Genomic DNA, 18024 nt, shown 5'->3' with positions numbered 1-18024 from the left:
TGCTCAGTAAAAGCAAAAAAGAGAGCCTAAGCTCTCTTTTTTCGATTTGAAGTATTAATTTTTAAGAAAAAACACTTTTTAACATGTAGAAGAAGATAATCGATAAACCAGCACCGATAGGTAATGTAACGACCCATGAAATGACGATGTTACGCACCACACCTAGGTTCAAGGCTGCAATTCCTCTTGCCATACCAACCCCTAATACCGCACCAACTAATGTCTGTGTTGTTGAAATAGGTAATCCAGTACCAGAGGCAATTACAACCGTAGAAGCGGCTGCTAATTCAGCTGCAAAACCACGGCTAGGTGTTAGATGGGTAATGCCATGGCCAATAGTTGCCATTACACGTTTACCGAATATCGCTAAACCTAATACGATACCAATACCACCTAATGGCAAAATCCACCAAGCTAGTTCAGCTTTAGCTGTAATTTGTCCATTATGCTCAACAATACTTACTACCGCCGCTAATGGACCGATTGCATTAGCAACATCATTTGAACCGTGTGCAAATGCCATAGCACAAGCGGTTACAATCATTAAAACAGCAAATATTTTTTCTACATTAGCAAAATGCATTTGTTTGTCTGCTTTAGGATCAATTTTCACTCGATTAACAAATACTTTGCCAATAACCGCGATTGAAGTACCGACTATAGTCGCTAATATGATAGCTTCTATGGTACTAAAATGTAATCCAACGTGTTTAAGACCTTTAGTAATCGTCACTAAAGACAATATGAAACCGGCCAAAAACATGTAAAAAGGCACATAGCGTTTTGCATTAGTAATGGGATCTTTGGTATTAAAAATCAGCTTTTGCGAACTCATGAAAATAAAGTAAGCAATAATACCGGAAATAAGTGGTGTCACTATCCAACTGCCGATAATGCCTCCAACTTTACTCCATGTAACACTGTCAACACCAACACCTACCGCTGAGAAGCCAACAATGGCACCTACAATCGAGTGTGTTGTAGAAACAGGCCAACCAAAGTAAGAAGCGATAATTAGCCATAAACCAGCCGCTAATAATGCGGCCGTCATACCATAAACAAGCAACTCAGGTTGATCGACAAAATAGGAAGCATCAATAATGCCTTTACGTATTGTTGACGTTACTTCGCCACCCGCTAAATAAGCACCTGCAAACTCAAAAATCATTGCGATGATAATAGCTTGTTTGATCGTTAGTGCTTTTGAACCAACAGAGGTCCCCATTGCATTGGCAACATCGTTTGCACCAATACCCCAAGCCATTAAAAAGCCTACTGCGCCAGCAAACATAACTAACATGCTGCCGTATGTATTTAAAATATCCATCTTTAAGTCCTTAGAGCTACGATCTAGCTAGAATAAGTTCTAACTGGGTGCCGATTAATTCTGAATGATCTGCAAGACTGCCTACCCACTCTAGAATTTTATACAAAAACATTACATCTACAGGTTTGTAATTATCTTCAATGGCTAATAAATTGCGACGAAGTTTGATTTGTAATGAATCTGTATCATCTTCAATCGTTTCAAGCACTTCAATCATTTTGGTTACAATGTCTACTTCACGGCCTTTAAAGCCTGTTTCTAGTAATTCATCTAGCTCATTAATTGCATTTTTTGCTTGTTGAATAGCATCTAAACTACGTTGCACGTATGCCATGAAATCAACAAAAATTTCACTCGGTATTTGCAGCTGACGACCAAAAATACGTCCAGCTATGTCTTTTGCAGTATTAGCAATTTTATCTTGGCGATTAACAAGCTCTAATAAGTCAGCTCGGTCAATCGGCATAAACAAACCTTTTGGAAGCGTTAAACGCAATTCACGTTTAAGTTCATCTGCTTGTTTTTCATATTGAGAGATTTGTTTACGAACTTTCTCTGCTTCGACCCAGTCATTTTTTGAACTGGCTTCAAAGAAAGGTAATAACAATTCACTACATACTGCAACTTTGTCCATGTGTAATTGGATCGGTTTGATTGGAGATTTTGCAAACACTCCAAATATCGAATTAACTGGCATGATTCACCTTAGGTTTTGATGGTTTGGTAACCACATTCTAGTTCAATTGAACATCTAATATGCGGCGCATGTTAACTTTCTTTTGCACACAATAGAACATCAATTTAGTATAATTGAGAAAATTTTACGATTAAAACTGATCTAGGCTATTAAATAAAGGGTAATTTGCGGTATATATTATGGAAACAGAGATAGAAATTAAGTTTTTTTTTAACGCACACTTCGCCGATGAATTGCTGAATAAAATAAGCCAGCACACAGTTATTTCTCATAAAGATCAAATGATGTACAACGTCTATTTTGAAACACCATCACGTTCTCTAAGAATGATGGATATGGGATTAAGAGTTCGTCGTATTGATGATCAATATACTCAAACGATTAAAACATCTGGTCGTGTTATTGGTGGCTTACATCAGCGTCCAGAATATAATGAACCGATTGAAGGTTTAGAACCTGAGCTAACACGATTTAATAATAAAATTTGGCCTAAGGATTGTAATTTAAGTGAATTACAGGAACAAATAGCACCATTATTTAGTACAGATTTCAGACGCTTACATTGGTTATTAGAAATGCAAGAGGGAACGTTAATTGAAGTTGCTTATGATTGCGGAAAAATTATAGCCAATCAAGGTGAGACTGAAATTTGCGAAATAGAATTAGAATTAGTGAAAGGAGATGAGGCTCAATTATTTATTTTAGCGCAAGATATTGCTTCTTTACCACAAGTTCGTTTAGGTAATGTGAGCAAAGCACAGCGAGGTTATATGCTCACAGAAGGTGCTAATTTCTTAGTTAAACGGATTGATTTTTCGGCTTTGAACCCTGAAATGGTTTTGCGTGAAGCACTTTCTGTTAATTTTCAACATGGTTTAAAACATCTTCAATATCATGAACATTGTTATCTTGAAAGTGGTGATTTTGATGCTTTAGTTGAACTACAGAAAAGTATTATGTTTTTACATCAAAATATTCATCTTTTTAGAGAAGCAGGTACTTCATTCTTAGGTTGTGCATGGGTTGAAGACCTACAATGGCTAGCGAGAAGCTTTTCATGGATTGATGAGCGTTTAGTTTTTAGAAAATTATTAGAAAATAAAGCCTATTACATTCGTAAATTACCTCGATTAAAACAATTAAAAAAAGATTTACGTCTAGCTGACCAAGCGCTTCCAAGTGAAGAAGACATTTTTAATATATTGCACAGTTCACGCTATTGCCATTTTGTTTTAGGTTTAACGCAATGGTTAATTGCACTAGAAAAAACAGCGGATACTGAAGCGGACTCAATATCGCTACTGACATTTTCAGATATGGTATTAACTGAGGGTTGGTCTAAATTAAAAACAGCCCTATCTTCTGAACCATTATTAACAACGGATAATTTATTACAGCATCAAGGGTTATTAACGGCAAACTTAATGACAGGGTTTAGTCTTGGCAACTTATTTGATGCGGAACAAAGTGCTGAGTATTGTTATCCATGGTTAGATATTTACCAAGGCATCCAAGAGCTTTCTATGCTTGGAGCTATTTCTGAGTTAGCAGTTGATGAAGAAGATATTGTGGTACAGGCGGAATATTTTAAATGGGTTAAGCGTAAACAATTTTCATTATTAAGTGCTATTGAGCAATCCAAACAACGCGCGATAGCTAATGAAATGTATTGGCTTGCTTCAGAGAGTTAACTCGTATTTTTATAAAGCAGGACAAAATAAAGCATTTAATTAAAAGCAAAAAAAATGTAGAGGGAGTAATAGATCACAAATTCTCTACATTTAACCTTAAATAGGTATATTTAAGCGCGTTATCATTAATGTTTTCTTTCACAGTGCCGATAAGTTAAGTAACTTCTTATCTTACTTACCTTTTCTTGCGAGTGAATTTATGGCGAAAATACAACTAAACGGTTTAGAACAAAAATTAGTGAACACTTCTGCTTTAGGGAAAGGTTTTATTTTATTTATTATTGGAGCGGTATTTACATTATTACTTAATCAACTTTTGCCTTTTAACTTAACCCCAGTATTTATTCTAATTGCCTTATTAAGCTTGGCTGTTATTTGGCAGCATTATTGTCATCAAAAGCAAGTTTTAATCTTAAAGCAGTATATTGAAGAGCCTCACACATCTAAACCAGACCAATTAAAAGGTGCGTTTTCTGAGTTGTATTTATGTGCTGTTCAGGAAGCTGCAAACGCAAAAAATCAAACTGAACAGAATGCGAATACTATGGCTAAGCTTCATGAAGTAATAGAGCAGTTTAGTACTTGCATGGAAATAATTAATGAATCAATCGCAGAAGAATTTGATCAAATCGGCTCTTTAGCAACAGCAATGAACGAAATGACCGCTGCTGTTAAAGAAGTAGAAGGTAATGCAGAAAGCGCTTCAGTTTCTACTTTGGAAGCTACAAATGTAGCGGAAGAAGGGCGTAATGCCGTTGATGCAACTATCTCGTCAATTAATGCGCTATCAAGAAATATTGATGACTCAGCGACAGCAGTAAATAATGTAGAAATGAAAGTCGAAAGCATTGGTAGTGTCGTTGATACTATTCGTAGTATTTCCGATCAAACTAATTTATTAGCATTAAATGCAGCAATAGAAGCTGCTCGAGCTGGTGAAGCTGGACGTGGTTTTGCAGTGGTTGCCGATGAAGTAAGAAACCTTGCTAAACGTACTCAAGATGCCACTGTTGAAATTCAAGCAATGATCGAACTATTACAAAAGAGCGCACAACAAGCAGTAGGTTTGATGGACAGTAGTGTTAAAGAAGCTGAAATTGGTGTAACGGAAGTAACTAAAGCAGGTATTAAATTGTCTGATATTGTAGGTAAAGTCAATCATATTTCAGACCTTAACTACCAAATTGCTTCAGCTTCAAAAGAGCAGGCAACAGTCGCAGATGAAATCAATAGCAATTTAGTGCAAGTAAAAGAAACCGTTGAAGGCTCAGTGGTAGTATTACAAGAAGTAACAGAAATGACGGAAGAAATTCTTGGTTATTCTGTGCAACTAACTAAGGCATCATAGTGGTAAGTTATGAAAGTCATACACACTAAAATCGAATAAAAAGCACTGTCTTACAGTGCTTTTTATTCTGATAAGTAAATATTAACCAAGGCATTTTTGAGTGTGTTTTTTATATTATTCTTCTTCAAAGTATTCACTATAAGTTGCAAACTTAGTGAGTTCTTCAATCACACACTTTTTAATATCAAGTTGGTTTTCTGCCGCAATATTATAACGGAGACCAAGCTGAATATAATCATCAGTGCTCAAACTAACCGTCAAACGAGGGCGCTTAGGTTTCTTATGTGTTGGTAATTCTAATAAGTCACGAATCTTTTCAGAAGGGCTGATGCCTTCGTCTAATGCACTACGGCGAATGCTATATTGCAGCTTACTATCCATATCAAAAGCAATTTGTACTGCTTTGACTACTTTTGCTGATTGCTGCCATTTTTTAGGTAATTCACCATTGGGCATTATTACTCTCCTTTTATCCACAATTCCGCAATGTCGCTAGCTGGGCGTAAGCTAGATAAATAAACATCGGTATCACCATTTTCAAAAATAAATATTTCTATTAAACGTAAACCCTTATTACCTTCTAATGAGAAGTATTGAAACTCACGTCCATGTTCTTGATCGGTAAATTCTGGTGGCTTGCTATCTCTATAATCTGCTTGATGGATATAGCCTGATGTTTCAAAATCTTGTTGAATGTATTCCGTCGCTAACATATCACCATAACTATGCTGTTCAGTTAATGGTGCTAGACGTGCTTTTCCTGGAGCTTCAAAAATCTCTGAAAAATCATCTAAATTAAACAAGGTTTCAACTTCAGCGCGACTTAATAACAAACTACATTTAATAAGATTTTTAGGGTTTTTAGGGAAACTGACATAAACCAGTTTCTCACTTGCGCCTTGACTAATAAGTTGTATGTGATGCTCATGACTGAATTCAATGGTTGTGATGTCATTAACTTGTAATTGTTGCTTACGCATTGCTTCAGGTAACGCAAAACTATCACCAAAACAGAATATGTCACCGTTTAACAATTGCTTAGGTTCATTTAAAACACGAGTAGGTACGGCAGGTTTTTTATTAAATAACGATTTTAAAAAGCGCATAGAGATCCTTAAACTAACCGTATTAACTACTTGAGTTAATACTACATAGAATTATTAGGTAGAAAAATAACATATTTTAATGAATATGACTGTATCGTAATTATTGCAGGCGACTATTTATAGTTATTAACACAAAAAATTATAGTCATTAACGTAAAAAACACGACGAGCATCCGCTGGTCGTGTTTTCATTACAGTGAAGATAGATTATTTATTTTTTAAACGGTCTAATACTGATTGTGCACTGTTTTGTTGCTCACCAATGCCCGCTTCTTGTAATTTGTTTTTTAATGTTTGCTCTGGTGTTTCAGATTCTAATTGTTCAGCCGCTTTTAGCTTATCATCAAACATTGCTTGTTTTTTCTTAATACGTTCAAGAGAATCTTTTGCATTTAATAACTTAGAGTTACTTGCAGTAAAGTTATCTGTTATTGCAGACGTTGCTTTTTGAACGCTTTCAGTTGTTTTTACCATGGTTAACTGACGTTTATATTCAGTTAATTGACGTTCACTTTTCTTAATTAGTTCTTTTAATCGATCTGCACTCTTTAAGAAGCTTTCATTTGCTTGTTGTTGCTCAGCAGCTGTTGTTTCTAATTCAGCAATTTTTTCAGCAACTTCAATCGCTAATGCTTCATTGCTCTGGTTTAGGGCTTGCATTGCATAGCCTTCGTGCTCTTTAATACTTGCTTGCAATTGTGCTAACTCGCGTGCCGCTTGCATTTGCTTCGCCATCACTTCTGTTAAGTCACGTTTTGCAATAGTAATGTGTTTTTCTGAATCACGAATTTCTTGTTCGAAAATTCTTGTTGAATTGGCATCTACAATCGCTTCACCAGCTTCTGTTGCACCACCACGTACTGCAGTAATAATTTTTTTAAATATGCTCATTGTAAACTCCGAATTAATTTAAGTAACTATCCATTTCACTGATCACTTCAAGGCTGTTATCGCTTAGAGTGACTAGTTCAAGCTCAATATCTTCAAGGCTTGAGTTGATTGATAGGGCGCCAAAAACAACGTATTTGTCTTCGACTTTAGCAAAAGCTGATAATGGCATTGGGATGTTCATTTCTAACATCGCTTCCATCATATTTGCTTTTAGTTCTGATTTGATTTCATCTTCGCCCCATAAGTAGGCAATACATAAAATTTGGTTATCACTAATAGAAACAAAAATCGGTATCTCTTCTCGACCAATAATTTCCACCTGTAGTACATCTATCTCACCGTCAATCGGTGTGCAGTCAAAGTTAAAGCCCGTTTCGGTATCGTCTGCTAACTTATTTAGATGTGTAGCAATAGTATGAATATTCATCTTGTTCCTTAACCTTTTTGACATTAAATGTCTTGTGAGTGTTAATTTAGACCCCGTGGCATTATATGTCAATGGGTTTGTGTGTTTTATTTGTACTAGCCTAATTTAACAATAGGGTAACCGTTTAATCTAAGTTTACTGAGCGCGTATATTTAAGGTTGCGAGTTATCGGTGTTTATTCAATGACTCGTACTACAATAATGCGGCCTTTAAATCACTTTTCAATGATTAAGTGCTAAAAATTACTGATCAGATTTAAAACTCCTGTTAAGTTAATGAATAGTCTAATTTTTAGCATAGGTAATGTATGTCTTTATTAAAAGCTGCCGCACAAAAATACACTCAACAATTGAGTGAACGTTTTGATTTATCGACCTTGACTGAGCAACAACAGGGAACATTATTTGATGTGTTTGCGTTAAGTGATTTTATTGCTAGTTCATTAATAAAACAGCCTGATCTTATTTCTATTTTATTTAAAGGCAATTTGTTAACCAGTGCTGATCGCAAAAAGCAGTTAATAGATGAATTACATACAGTACTGACAACTACTGAAACCGAACCCCAATTACACCAGGCTCTGCGTTTATTTAGGCGAAAACACATGGTGGTGATTGCATGGCGTGAACTCTTAAACCTCAGTGCTTTACAAGAGAGTTTTGAGCATATTTCATTATTAGCGGATCAATTAATCCTACAAGGTTTGGATTGGCTATATCAACTGCAATGTAAAGAGCAAGGCACGCCATTCGGAGAATCAGGTAAACAGCAAACGATGTTTGTTTTTGCTATGGGGAAATTAGGTGGTAAAGAGCTTAACTTCTCTTCTGATATTGATCTTATCTTTTCTTACCCTGAGCGTGGGGCAACCCAAGGCGGTCGTCGTGTTATTGAAAATTCAGCATTTTTCACTAAATTAGGTCAACGTCTAATCGCTGCATTACATCAGATCACTGTTGATGGTTTTGTTTATCGGGTTGATATGCGTTTACGTCCTTTTGGAGAGTCAGGCCCATTAGTCACAACCTTTAACTCTATAGAAGATTATTATCAAACCCAAGGTCGAGAATGGGAGCGGTATGCAATGGTGAAAGCTCGCGTATTAGGACAAGATGGTGAAGACAAAGAAGAACTAAAAAATATGCTCAAACCTTTTGTGTTTAGACGCTATATAGATTTCAGTGCTATTGATTCATTACGAAAGATGAAAGCAATGATCAGTGCAGAAGTTCGCCGTAAAGGATTAAAAGATAATATTAAGTTAGGCATGGGGGGCATTCGTGAAATTGAGTTTGTTGCACAAGCATTTCAACTTATTCATGGCGGTCGTAATGTAGAGCTACAATGTAAAGGCTTACAAGAAACACTGCAGGTCATTGCTGATATTAATGTGTTACCACAAGAGAGAGTTGATTGTTTATTAAGCTCTTATCATTTCCTTCGCGCTGTTGAGAATGTATTACAGCAAATTGGAGACCAGCAAACTCAAACGTTACCTGATAATGAACTCGATAAATTACGTTTAATTAAAGTCATGAAGTTTGAGGATTGGGAAAGTTTTTATGTTCGTCTGAATCAAATCATGGTTAATGTGCATAATGAATTTAACTGGGTTATTGGCGAGTCTGAAGAGCAACAATCCGAAGCAGAAGAAACATTTATTGAAATGTGGGAATTGCAATTAAGTAGTGAAGAAATAGCACCATTATTAGCTGAAAGTATTAATAGTGACGATGTGAATTCAGATCAAATTAATACGTTTGCAAAAATGATTGTTTCATTGAAAGTGGATTTGATTCGACGCCCTATAGGCCCTCGTGGACAAGAAACGATTGATAAGTTGTTGCCTCGATTGATCTCATTGATTTGTGACTACCCACAGCCTGAAAAATTATTTGAACGTATTCATCACTTATTACTTAATATCGTTAGTCGTACTGCGTATTTAGAGTTATTAAATGAAAATGAAGGTGCGTTGAAGCAACTGCTAAAATTATGCTCTGAAAGTCCTCGGGTATCAGCTCAATTAGCTCGACATCCTATTCTATTAGATGAATTATTAGATCCTCAAAAGCTTTATAACCCGACAGAGTTAACGCGTTATAGAAGTGAATTACAACTGTTTATGTTACGTATTCCTGAAGATGATATGGAACAACAAATGGAAGCATTGCGTCAATTTAAGCAAATGCAGTTTTTACATATCGCGACTGCAGATATAGCAAAAGGCATTAAACTTCCGCAAGTCAGTGATCATTTAACGTGTTTAAGTGAAGCTATTTTAGATTATGTAGTACAGATAGCTTGGGCACAAATAACCTATAAATTTGGCTTGCCTAGTAATGTGGTAGGAACGGACAGAAAAGGCTTCGCTGTAATAGGATACGGAAAAATGGGGGGGGTAGAGTTAGGTTATAACTCAGATCTTGATGTGGTATTTTTACACGAAAATAATATATCAGGGACGACCAATGGCGATCGTTCTATCGATAATCAATTATTTTACTTTCGTTTAGCGCAGCGCATTATTCATTTATTTAGTACTCGCACGAATTCTGGAATTTTGTATGAAATCGATATGCGTTTACGCCCATCAGGAGATTCTGGTTCCTTAGTGGCAAGTTTAGCTGGTTTTGAGCGTTATCTAAAAGAAAATGCTTGGACTTGGGAACATCAAGCATTGGTGCGTACTCGCCCAGTATTTATTGATTCAAGCATGGCACAATATTTTGCTAAAATTCGTTTGCTCGTGTTAAGTCAACAACGAGATATTGATAAGCTACGCACTGATGTGTCAGAAATGCGCGCTAAAATGCGACACCATTTAAATCGAGCGGTATCTGGACAGTTCGATCTGAAACAATCGCCCGGAGGAATGGTTGATATTGAGTTTATTGCACAATATTTAGTGCTTGCTAATGCCTATAAATTCCCTGAACTATTAACAAAGTGGTCAGATAACCTACGTATTTTTGCAGCATGTCAGGAAGCAGGGTTATTAACACAACAACAAACCTCAGAGTTAATTGACGCATATTGCCACCTTCGTGATGCAGGGCATCGTTTGGCCTTAGGCAAAGAAACACGCATTACTGCTGAAGAACAATTTATTGAAGAGCGTAAGGTAGTTACTAACGTATGGGAACAGTTATTTAATGCTTAAGCTTAAGCATGAGTTTAAGATTATATAGGGTTAGTTGAGGATAACACTGTAAATAAAAACCAGTAGATTGACCAATTTAGTTTTTATTTACAGTGTTTATATTAAATGAGATCTTCGACGTTAATATAAGGAAGGTTCGCCTTCAGGACGTGTTTTGAAGCGTCGATGTAACCACATATATTGCTCATCACACTCTTTTATCATCAGTTCTATTTGTTCATTTATGCGTGTTGTATCCAACACTAGGTCACTGCTTGGAAAGTCTTGCAATGGTTCCTTAAAAACTAATTCATAGCCTTTAGCGTTAGGTAATCGTTTTAAAAATACTGGAATAACAGTCGTATTTTTAACGCGTGCCAATGTACTGATACCTGATACTGTATTTGCATTTTTTACATTAAAAAAGGGCGCAAAAACGCTGCTGTTATGTTTTCCATAGTCGTGGTCTGGTGCATACCATAATGCCTGACCATTTTTTAATGCTCGTAGCATGCTTTTAAAATCTTTACGGTCTAACATCGCTTTGTTTTCACGCATTCGACCCCAATAAAACCAATAATCTAATACTTCATTACTGTTTTTTCTATAAACAGCGTAACTTGGATGAATTAAGCCGGCAGCGCGTCCCCCCATTTCCAACGTTAGGAAATGAGCTCCTAAAAAAACCACACCTTTATCTTGTCGGATTGCCTTTTCGAAGTGTTCAAGACCGCGAATGCTGACTAAGCCACGTACACGCCAAGCTGGCCAAAACCATGCCATACCCATTTCAAATAGTGCGATACCCGTATGTTCAAAATTCATTTTTACTTTTTTATCGACTTGCTCTGGTGTTAAATCAGGAAAGCATAATTCAATATTACGGCGCGCTGTGTAGAACCGTTTTTTAGCAAAAGGAATAGATAAGCGTCCCAATAACCTACCTAACCTAAGTAATGTCGAATAAGGCAATAATGAAAATAGAAATAGCGCTAATATCCCTAACCAAGCAAACCAATACTTAGGGTGGATAAAGCGAGCTTTTAATTTGTATGTATCCATAAATTACTCTCTATATTTTGGAAACATTATTCTACCGACTATTGCTGAAAATGACTATTTTGTAGTTAAATCTTTTACAGTGCCTGTTATATACTATATATTATTTGGTTTAATCAGGTTTTAAATGTTGAAAGCAAAGCGTTTTTACTCTTTTGATTTTGTTTTTTTTATTGCTATTGTCAGTTTAATTGTATCGACCTTTTTTTTAATGGTCGATGATGGAAATCAACAACAACAACGAAACTTAACGGAACGAACTGTTTATAGAAGCTTTGTTTCTACATTAGCCCAAGTTAAATCAAATGCGACTCTGTTATTTGAACTTCAATACACTTATGGGCCGATTCTGTCTTTGTTAGATGATGCGAATAAAGCCATAAATTCCCCTGAAAATTTACAACTAATTCAGCAACAACTCCAAGAAAAACTACAGTCTCAATTTCGAGTGAGTAGCAAAATATTTCCTTCTCAAAAAATATATTTAAATAATGGCGACCTTTTATTAAATATCGGTAAATACTTTTATGATGGTAAAAAAGTTGCGGAGAAGAAAGGTACGGAGTTAAATGGTGGCCTTGAAAAGGTACTCAAAAGACTAAAGCCTTCGTTTGGGTTGTCATTAGAAAATGGGCGCTATTTATATCGTTATTTCTTTCCTGTTTTTAATGCTTCAAATGAGTTTATTGCCATTATAGAAATCGCTATACCGTTGGCTAATGTGCAATATATATCAAGCAATGCAAGTAATATGAAATCCCAATATTTATTAGCCAAACGGCCTTTACTTGCTTCGGCACAAAAAAATAGGTTCTATCAAGAAACAGAATTTTCAAGCAGCTTTTTTGTTAACAAACATATTAATTTGATTGAAGCTAATTTAAGTGAAACAGATTTAGATGAATTAAAAAATAGCCTTAGCCCGATAGAGGAGTCTAAATTAATGCAATTAAAGCAATTTTCAATTAGTGCTCAGGTTGCAGGGCAAGATGGTGTTGCTGTATTTATGCCTATTAATGATGTGTATGGCTACAATGTAGGAGGAGTACTCAGCTTTATCCCTACAACTAAATGGTATGTATCCAGTACTGAATTTAATACGATCAGCGTAATGTTAATGTTGATGCTAGTATTGGTATTGTTGTATGCGATGAGAAAGTCTGCCGCTATATATAGAATGAAACTATCCTACCAACAGTGTTTAGATGTTTTGCCTTTCCCTATTTTCTTAAAAGATAATAATGACCAATATTTTGGTGCAAACAAAGCTTTTTATGACTTTTTAAAGGTCAGTAAAAAGCAATTGCTCGATGTCGACCAAAATAGTGAGCATGAACCTGATGCGCTTAAAATCTCTATTGCAGAAATAAACGAAGCTGGTGGATGTATTGAAATAGAATCTGACAACTTGAAAAAAGATGATAATTCTATTTATAAAGTTTCCCACTACGAAGTTGTTCAACAAGGGACTACAAGGCATGGTGTTATTGGTTATATTGAAGATGTTAGTCATTACAAACTATTAAACGATTCATTAAAATCATCATTATTTGATCAAACTGAATTTATGGACATATTGCCTTTAGGTGTTCGTATTTTCAATCTAGAAGGACGTGCGACTTATATAAACAAAATGTTTAAAAGCCTCAACGGTTTTAATGTTAATGATTTATTAAATGCTGATTGTGAAGCGATATTTAATTGTTTAGAGTGCCACAATAATGTTTGTTCGTTGCATAAAAATAAAATTTCAAAATTAAATCAACGTGTTGAAGTTATAAAATATAATGTTGAAGGTGAAGCTAAAACCTATGAAGTGACTTATTACCCTTATTATTCAATTAATAAAAATATTCAAGGAATTATTGAATTAACCCGTGACATTACTATTCATAAATCCTTGTTAGATCAAAATCATTCCTTAATATTGACCGATCAATTAACGGGCGCATTAAACTATCGTGGCCTCATGAGCGCTGGTGAAAATTACTTCCGTTTAGCTCAACGAGCTAAAAAAGCCTATTTTGTACTCTATGTGAATGTAGTGGAATTGGAAAATATCAATGCTATGCAAGGCAAACAAGAAAGTGAGCAGTTATTGATTTTGTTTACTGATATTTTGAAAAAAACATTCAGAGAAACAGATATTATTGCACGTACAGGTGATGATGAATTCATTGTATTAATGAATGATAGTGAATACGAGATTGTTGATAATACTAAGTTTGTGCGTTTAGATGAGAATGTTAAAAAGTTTAATTCAACAATGAATAAAGCATATCGCTTAGTTATTGATACTGGCATCGTTGAATATAATGCAGGTAGCCATAGCAGCTTATCTTCGTTAATTAAAAATGCAGAGCAATTGGTTTATGAACTCCGTTTAAAGCGTTCATTAAATTAATTTTTGTTCTTTTAATTGTGCCATGAAAGCTTCTTTTGGTACTTTTAAGCTTTGTTGGTTAGTGATTTGAGGCCAAGCTAAATAAACATTTGGTTGCTTAAAGCGTGTTAACTGTGTTGCTAGATACGTTTTAAGTATTTGGACTTGTTGCTCAAAGCGCGTTATTTCATTTTCAAAAAATTCAATAAAAATGGCAATACGTTGCCCATATTGCTGATCTTTAATCGGGCAGATATATGCTTTTTCAACACTGTTGTGTTGTAAGCAAACATACTCAATCTCTTCTGGTTGAATATTCTCGCCGCCACTAATAAATTGTCGATCTTTTCGCCCTGAAACGTGTAAATAATTGTTTGTTAACCTTCCTGTATCACCAATTCTTATCCATTGTTTGGGATCTACTTCAACAATCTTGTTCTCTTGGAAGTATCCGTATAAACGCGTTTTTCCTCGAAGATATATTTCATTATTTCGTATTTTAACTTCTCTGTAAGGCAATATTTGTAAGTGGTTACTATTGTTTGAAGTCGCCACTTGAGAAGCCATTTCAGTACACCCATAACTCAAGTGATAGTCAAAACCACGTGCAGTTAATGATGTTAATAATGAATCAGAGAAAGCACTACCACCTAATAAAATATGTTTTATCGGACATTCTTTTACAGTAAAAAATGGATCGGATAATAAGCGTATTAACTGTGTTGAAACCAACGATAAATGGGTTATTTTTTGCTGTTGCAGCATCAATATATTTAATGCGGATGAGGTTAAATGGATACAAGCGCCAGCAATAATGGTACGAATGACTGTTGCATAACCCCCTATGTGAAAGAGAGGCAACGATAATAAATTATGGTCATAGCGGTTTAAAGGAATGAGTGCTTGAGAGCCTAAAGCACTAAAAAAATGATTCTCATAATGATGAATAATGGCTTTAGGGGAGCCGCTACTCCCAGAGGTAAAAATAATGTTGCAAGGTTGTTTTGGGTTAATGGTTATATTGGTTAATTTATTATCTTTAACCGTTTTTTTCTCAGATAAAGAAAAGTCTATATCTAACGTTTTAAAATGCGAATGTGTTGAATCATCAGCAACCCAACAATAATCACTACTTAATATAGCGAGCCTTTGAGTTATCTCAGGGTCAGTAAATCGAGGGTTTAAAGGGCAGAATAACCATCCAAGGCGAATACATAACAATTGTAGTAGCAACAATTCAAGGCCATTACTGGCGATACAAACTAATCTTATTGACCGAGAGCTTGTTTCTAACTCATCTTCTTTTTTATTAATTTTAATTATTAACTGTGTTTGTAAATCAATTAAAAGGTTATCTAACTGTTGATAAGTTATTTGCTGTTTCTCACTCTCTATGGCAACTGTCTGGCTATTATGCATGGCTTGCCAACGGACAGGGCAATAGTTTACTGAGACTTCCATAAGCAGGTCACTTGTATTGAAGAGTTAAGATGAGGATGAATTAATAAGCTTTCTAATTGAGTGATTATATCACTCGGCTTATCTGCAAAAGCATGTAATGTATCTAACCCTAAACTCACTTTTACATTATATTGCTGTTGCCATTTTATTGCTAAATGTTGAAGTTGGTTAATAGCGACTGGAGATTCAAAACTAGCACTGACACTAACACTTAATTGTTGCTGCTGAGCATGTTGTAATAATTGTTCAATCCGATCAGGGCAACCAATTAATGTCGGCTTAATAATCAATGCTTTAACGCAATCATGTGTTGGAATTGAGACATTATTTAATAAACTTTCATCTAGTGCTATCGACACGTTAAACTGTTTTGAAATGTTGATATTGCTAACAAGCGAAGCCGTTGGCTCTTCGATATAATCTATATATTTCGAGTCTATTAAGGTTAAGAATTGTGCGTATTGCTGTTCTGTCCATTGCTGATTTGCATCTAATCTAAAACGTATTTTAGGATTAAGCTGAATAAGTTTTTTTAATAAATTTACTTCTTCTTTAACCGTAAATCTGCCTACTTTAAGCTTTATTAATGCTGGGCATGTTAACTGCTGATAACGAAGTAGTATTTCTGCATGATCGCCTTGTAACAAAGGTACACTGGTTAGGTTTACTAAATCACTATTCTCTGCTTTGTGCCATGGAATCTGTTGTTGTAAACAAAATAATGCAAAATGGACACTCGATAACAGCGGGAAATGATGAATGTTTATTTCTTGAAGATTTGAGGCGGTTTGAAGTGCACCTAATAGGTATTGCTGGCATTGCTCTAGTGTTTCATTACTAAAGCCGGGAAGAGGGCAAACTTCACCAATTAAACATTGCCCGTCAGCTTGATGACTGACTAACCATAAACCTTCACGAGCGGTTAAATGATGCCCTTTAAAATTTAAGGGGTGTTTAAAAGGTAATGAAAAACGATACAAGCTTAATTGCATATTTGCTAGGTGAAATATTTTATTAAGCTTGCTCATTATAGGCTTTATACCTTTGTGTTTTGATATGAACTCTTTAGCAATTGTATAGCGTTTTAAAGGTTACTCTTCACCATGGTAAGCAGTGCCTGTGTAATCATCAAAACGAGAATAACGCCCTTGGAACGTTAAACGTACTTTACCAATTGGACCGTTACGTTGCTTACCAATGATTATTTCTGCAATACCTTTATGCTCACTGTCTTCGTGATAAACCTCATCTCGATAAATAAACATAATTAAATCGGCATCTTGCTCAATCGCGCCTGATTCACGTAAATCTGAGTTAATTGGGCGTTTATCTGCACGTTGTTCAAGACCACGGTTTAGCTGTGATAGTGCAATAACAGGGCAGCGCAATTCTTTTGCTAATGCTTTTAAAGAACGAGAAATTTCAGAAATTTCCAACGTACGGTTTTCACTTAACGATGGCACGCGCATTAATTGTAAGTAATCGACCATGATCATACTAACGCCACCATGATCTCGAGCAATACGACGTGCGCGTGAACGTAATTCGGTCGGAGTTAAACCTGAGCTATCATCAATAAACATCTTACCGCGATCTAATAGAATCGACATAGTTGACGATAATGAAGCCCAATCGTTTTCATCTAATTGGCCCGTACGAATTTTACCTTGGTCAATGCGTCCTAAAGAAGCCAGCATACGATTCATTATCTGGTCTGAAGGCATCTCTAATGAGAAAATAATGGTGGGTTTGTCGGCATTCAAAGCCGCATGCTCTGCTAAGTTCATCGCAAAGGTTGTTTTACCCATCGACGGACGAGCTGCGACAATAATTAAATCACCTGGTTGGAAACCAGTGGTCATTTGGTCTAAATCATTATAACCCGATGATAAACCTGTAATACCATCGCGTGGGTTTTTACATAAGTCATCAATCTTGGCGACAGTCTCTTTAAGAATGTCTTTAATGGGTTGTGGGCCTTCATTTTGATTATTACGGGCCTCAGCAATTTGGAATACTTTAGTTTCTGCAAAGTCTAATAACTCCGCACTATCACGTCCTTCAGTATCATATCCGGCTTCTGCGATATCATTTGCTACACCGATTAACTCTCTAACAATGGCACGTTCACGAACGATATCAGCATAGTTATTGATGTTCGCGGCACTAGGGGTGTTTTGTAATAGTTCGGCTAAATAGGCGATACCACCGATACCTTCTAATTCTTGGGTATCTTCTAACTTTTCAGACAAGGTAACGATATCAACCGGGATATCATTACTACTGAGTTTTTCAATAGTAGAAAAGATAAGACGATGTGCTCGTGTGTAAAAGTCACGGTCAACAACACGCTCAGAAACATCAGACCAAGTATCATTATCTAATAATAGACCACCAATAACCGCTTGCTCTGCTTCAAAAGAATGAGGTACGGTTTTAATGGGAGAATTCATGTTATTTTTTTGTTTAGTAAAAGCAGGTTTATCCGCCAT

Annotated in this window: 14 protein-coding genes; 4 read left to right on the top strand and 10 right to left on the bottom strand. The window is 35.7% G+C overall.

The window, feature by feature from the left end; translation table 11 throughout:
* Positions 1–61: 61 nt before the first annotated feature.
* The gene (locus GQR59_RS16595; RefSeq protein ID WP_160064558.1) at positions 62–1327 is read right to left on the bottom strand and encodes an inorganic phosphate transporter; all 1266 of its coding nucleotides are present in this window, start codon (positions 1325–1327) and stop codon (positions 62–64) included.
* 16 nt (positions 1328–1343) lie between these two features.
* Positions 1344–2024 (bottom strand): TIGR00153 family protein, encoded by a 681-nt coding sequence (locus GQR59_RS16590; RefSeq protein WP_025562551.1) that lies wholly within the window; start codon positions 2022–2024, stop codon positions 1344–1346.
* Between the two features lie 179 nt (positions 2025–2203).
* Between GQR59_RS16590 and GQR59_RS16585 the strand changes: the two genes are divergently transcribed.
* Entirely contained in the window at positions 2204–3715 is a 1512-nt protein-coding gene (locus tag GQR59_RS16585) for a CYTH and CHAD domain-containing protein (protein WP_160064556.1), read from the top strand.
* Between the two features lie 199 nt (positions 3716–3914).
* Positions 3915–5063 (top strand): methyl-accepting chemotaxis protein, encoded by a 1149-nt coding sequence (locus GQR59_RS16580; RefSeq protein ID WP_160064554.1) that lies wholly within the window; start codon positions 3915–3917, stop codon positions 5061–5063.
* Between the two features lie 114 nt (positions 5064–5177).
* Here the strand turns inward: GQR59_RS16580 and GQR59_RS16575 are convergent, their stop codons facing one another.
* The 4 genes from GQR59_RS16575 to GQR59_RS16560 form a co-directional block, all read right to left on the bottom strand.
* Positions 5178–5519, bottom strand: a complete 342-nt coding sequence (locus tag GQR59_RS16575) for a hypothetical protein (RefSeq protein WP_201288131.1) — start codon at positions 5517–5519, stop codon at positions 5178–5180.
* Between the two features lie 2 nt (positions 5520–5521).
* A complete protein-coding gene (locus GQR59_RS16570; RefSeq protein ID WP_160064552.1) occupies positions 5522–6169 on the bottom strand; it encodes a hypothetical protein in 648 nt (215 codons plus the stop codon).
* 207 nt (positions 6170–6376) lie between these two features.
* Complete coding sequence (locus GQR59_RS16565; RefSeq protein WP_160064550.1) at positions 6377–7060, bottom strand: PspA/IM30 family protein; 684 nt, start codon at positions 7058–7060, stop codon at positions 6377–6379.
* A gap of 13 nt (positions 7061–7073) precedes the next feature.
* Positions 7074–7487: a YjfI family protein gene (locus GQR59_RS16560; protein WP_160064548.1), complete on the bottom strand. Its 414-nt coding sequence runs from the start codon at positions 7485–7487 to the stop codon at positions 7074–7076.
* A gap of 307 nt (positions 7488–7794) precedes the next feature.
* Here GQR59_RS16560 and glnE point away from each other — a divergent pair, with 307 nt between their 5' ends.
* The gene (glnE, locus tag GQR59_RS16555) at positions 7795–10650 is read left to right on the top strand and encodes a bifunctional [glutamate--ammonia ligase]-adenylyl-L-tyrosine phosphorylase/[glutamate--ammonia-ligase] adenylyltransferase (protein ID WP_160064546.1); all 2856 of its coding nucleotides are present in this window, start codon (positions 7795–7797) and stop codon (positions 10648–10650) included.
* Positions 10651–10770: 120 nt separating this feature from the next.
* On the opposite strand, the gene lpxL is transcribed toward glnE, so the two are convergent.
* Positions 10771–11691, bottom strand: a complete 921-nt coding sequence (gene lpxL, locus GQR59_RS16550) for an LpxL/LpxP family Kdo(2)-lipid IV(A) lauroyl/palmitoleoyl acyltransferase (protein ID WP_160064544.1) — start codon at positions 11689–11691, stop codon at positions 10771–10773.
* Positions 11692–11815: 124 nt separating this feature from the next.
* On the opposite strand from lpxL, the gene GQR59_RS16545 reads away from it, so the two are divergent.
* Positions 11816–14092 (top strand): sensor domain-containing diguanylate cyclase, encoded by a 2277-nt coding sequence (locus tag GQR59_RS16545; protein ID WP_160064542.1) that lies wholly within the window; start codon positions 11816–11818, stop codon positions 14090–14092.
* On the opposite strand, the gene GQR59_RS16540 is transcribed toward GQR59_RS16545, so the two are convergent.
* The 3 genes from GQR59_RS16540 to dnaB form a co-directional block, all read right to left on the bottom strand.
* Positions 14084–15532 (bottom strand): AMP-binding protein, encoded by a 1449-nt coding sequence (locus tag GQR59_RS16540; RefSeq protein ID WP_160064540.1) that lies wholly within the window; start codon positions 15530–15532, stop codon positions 14084–14086. The genes GQR59_RS16545 and GQR59_RS16540 overlap by 9 nt on opposite strands.
* A complete protein-coding gene (menC, locus tag GQR59_RS16535) occupies positions 15517–16560 on the bottom strand; it encodes an o-succinylbenzoate synthase (RefSeq protein ID WP_160064538.1) in 1044 nt (347 codons plus the stop codon). Before menC ends, GQR59_RS16540 begins: the two co-directional genes overlap by 16 nt.
* 63 nt (positions 16561–16623) lie before the next feature.
* Positions 16624–18024, bottom strand: a complete 1401-nt coding sequence (gene dnaB, locus GQR59_RS16530; protein WP_160064536.1) for a replicative DNA helicase — start codon at positions 18022–18024, stop codon at positions 16624–16626.

The sequence above is a fragment of the Psychromonas sp. L1A2 genome (genome assembly GCF_009828855.1).
Classification (GTDB): Bacteria; Pseudomonadota; Gammaproteobacteria; order Enterobacterales; family Psychromonadaceae; genus Psychromonas.
Note: the sequence above shows the minus strand (reverse complement) of the source record. Positions and strands in the feature narration are given on the sequence as shown.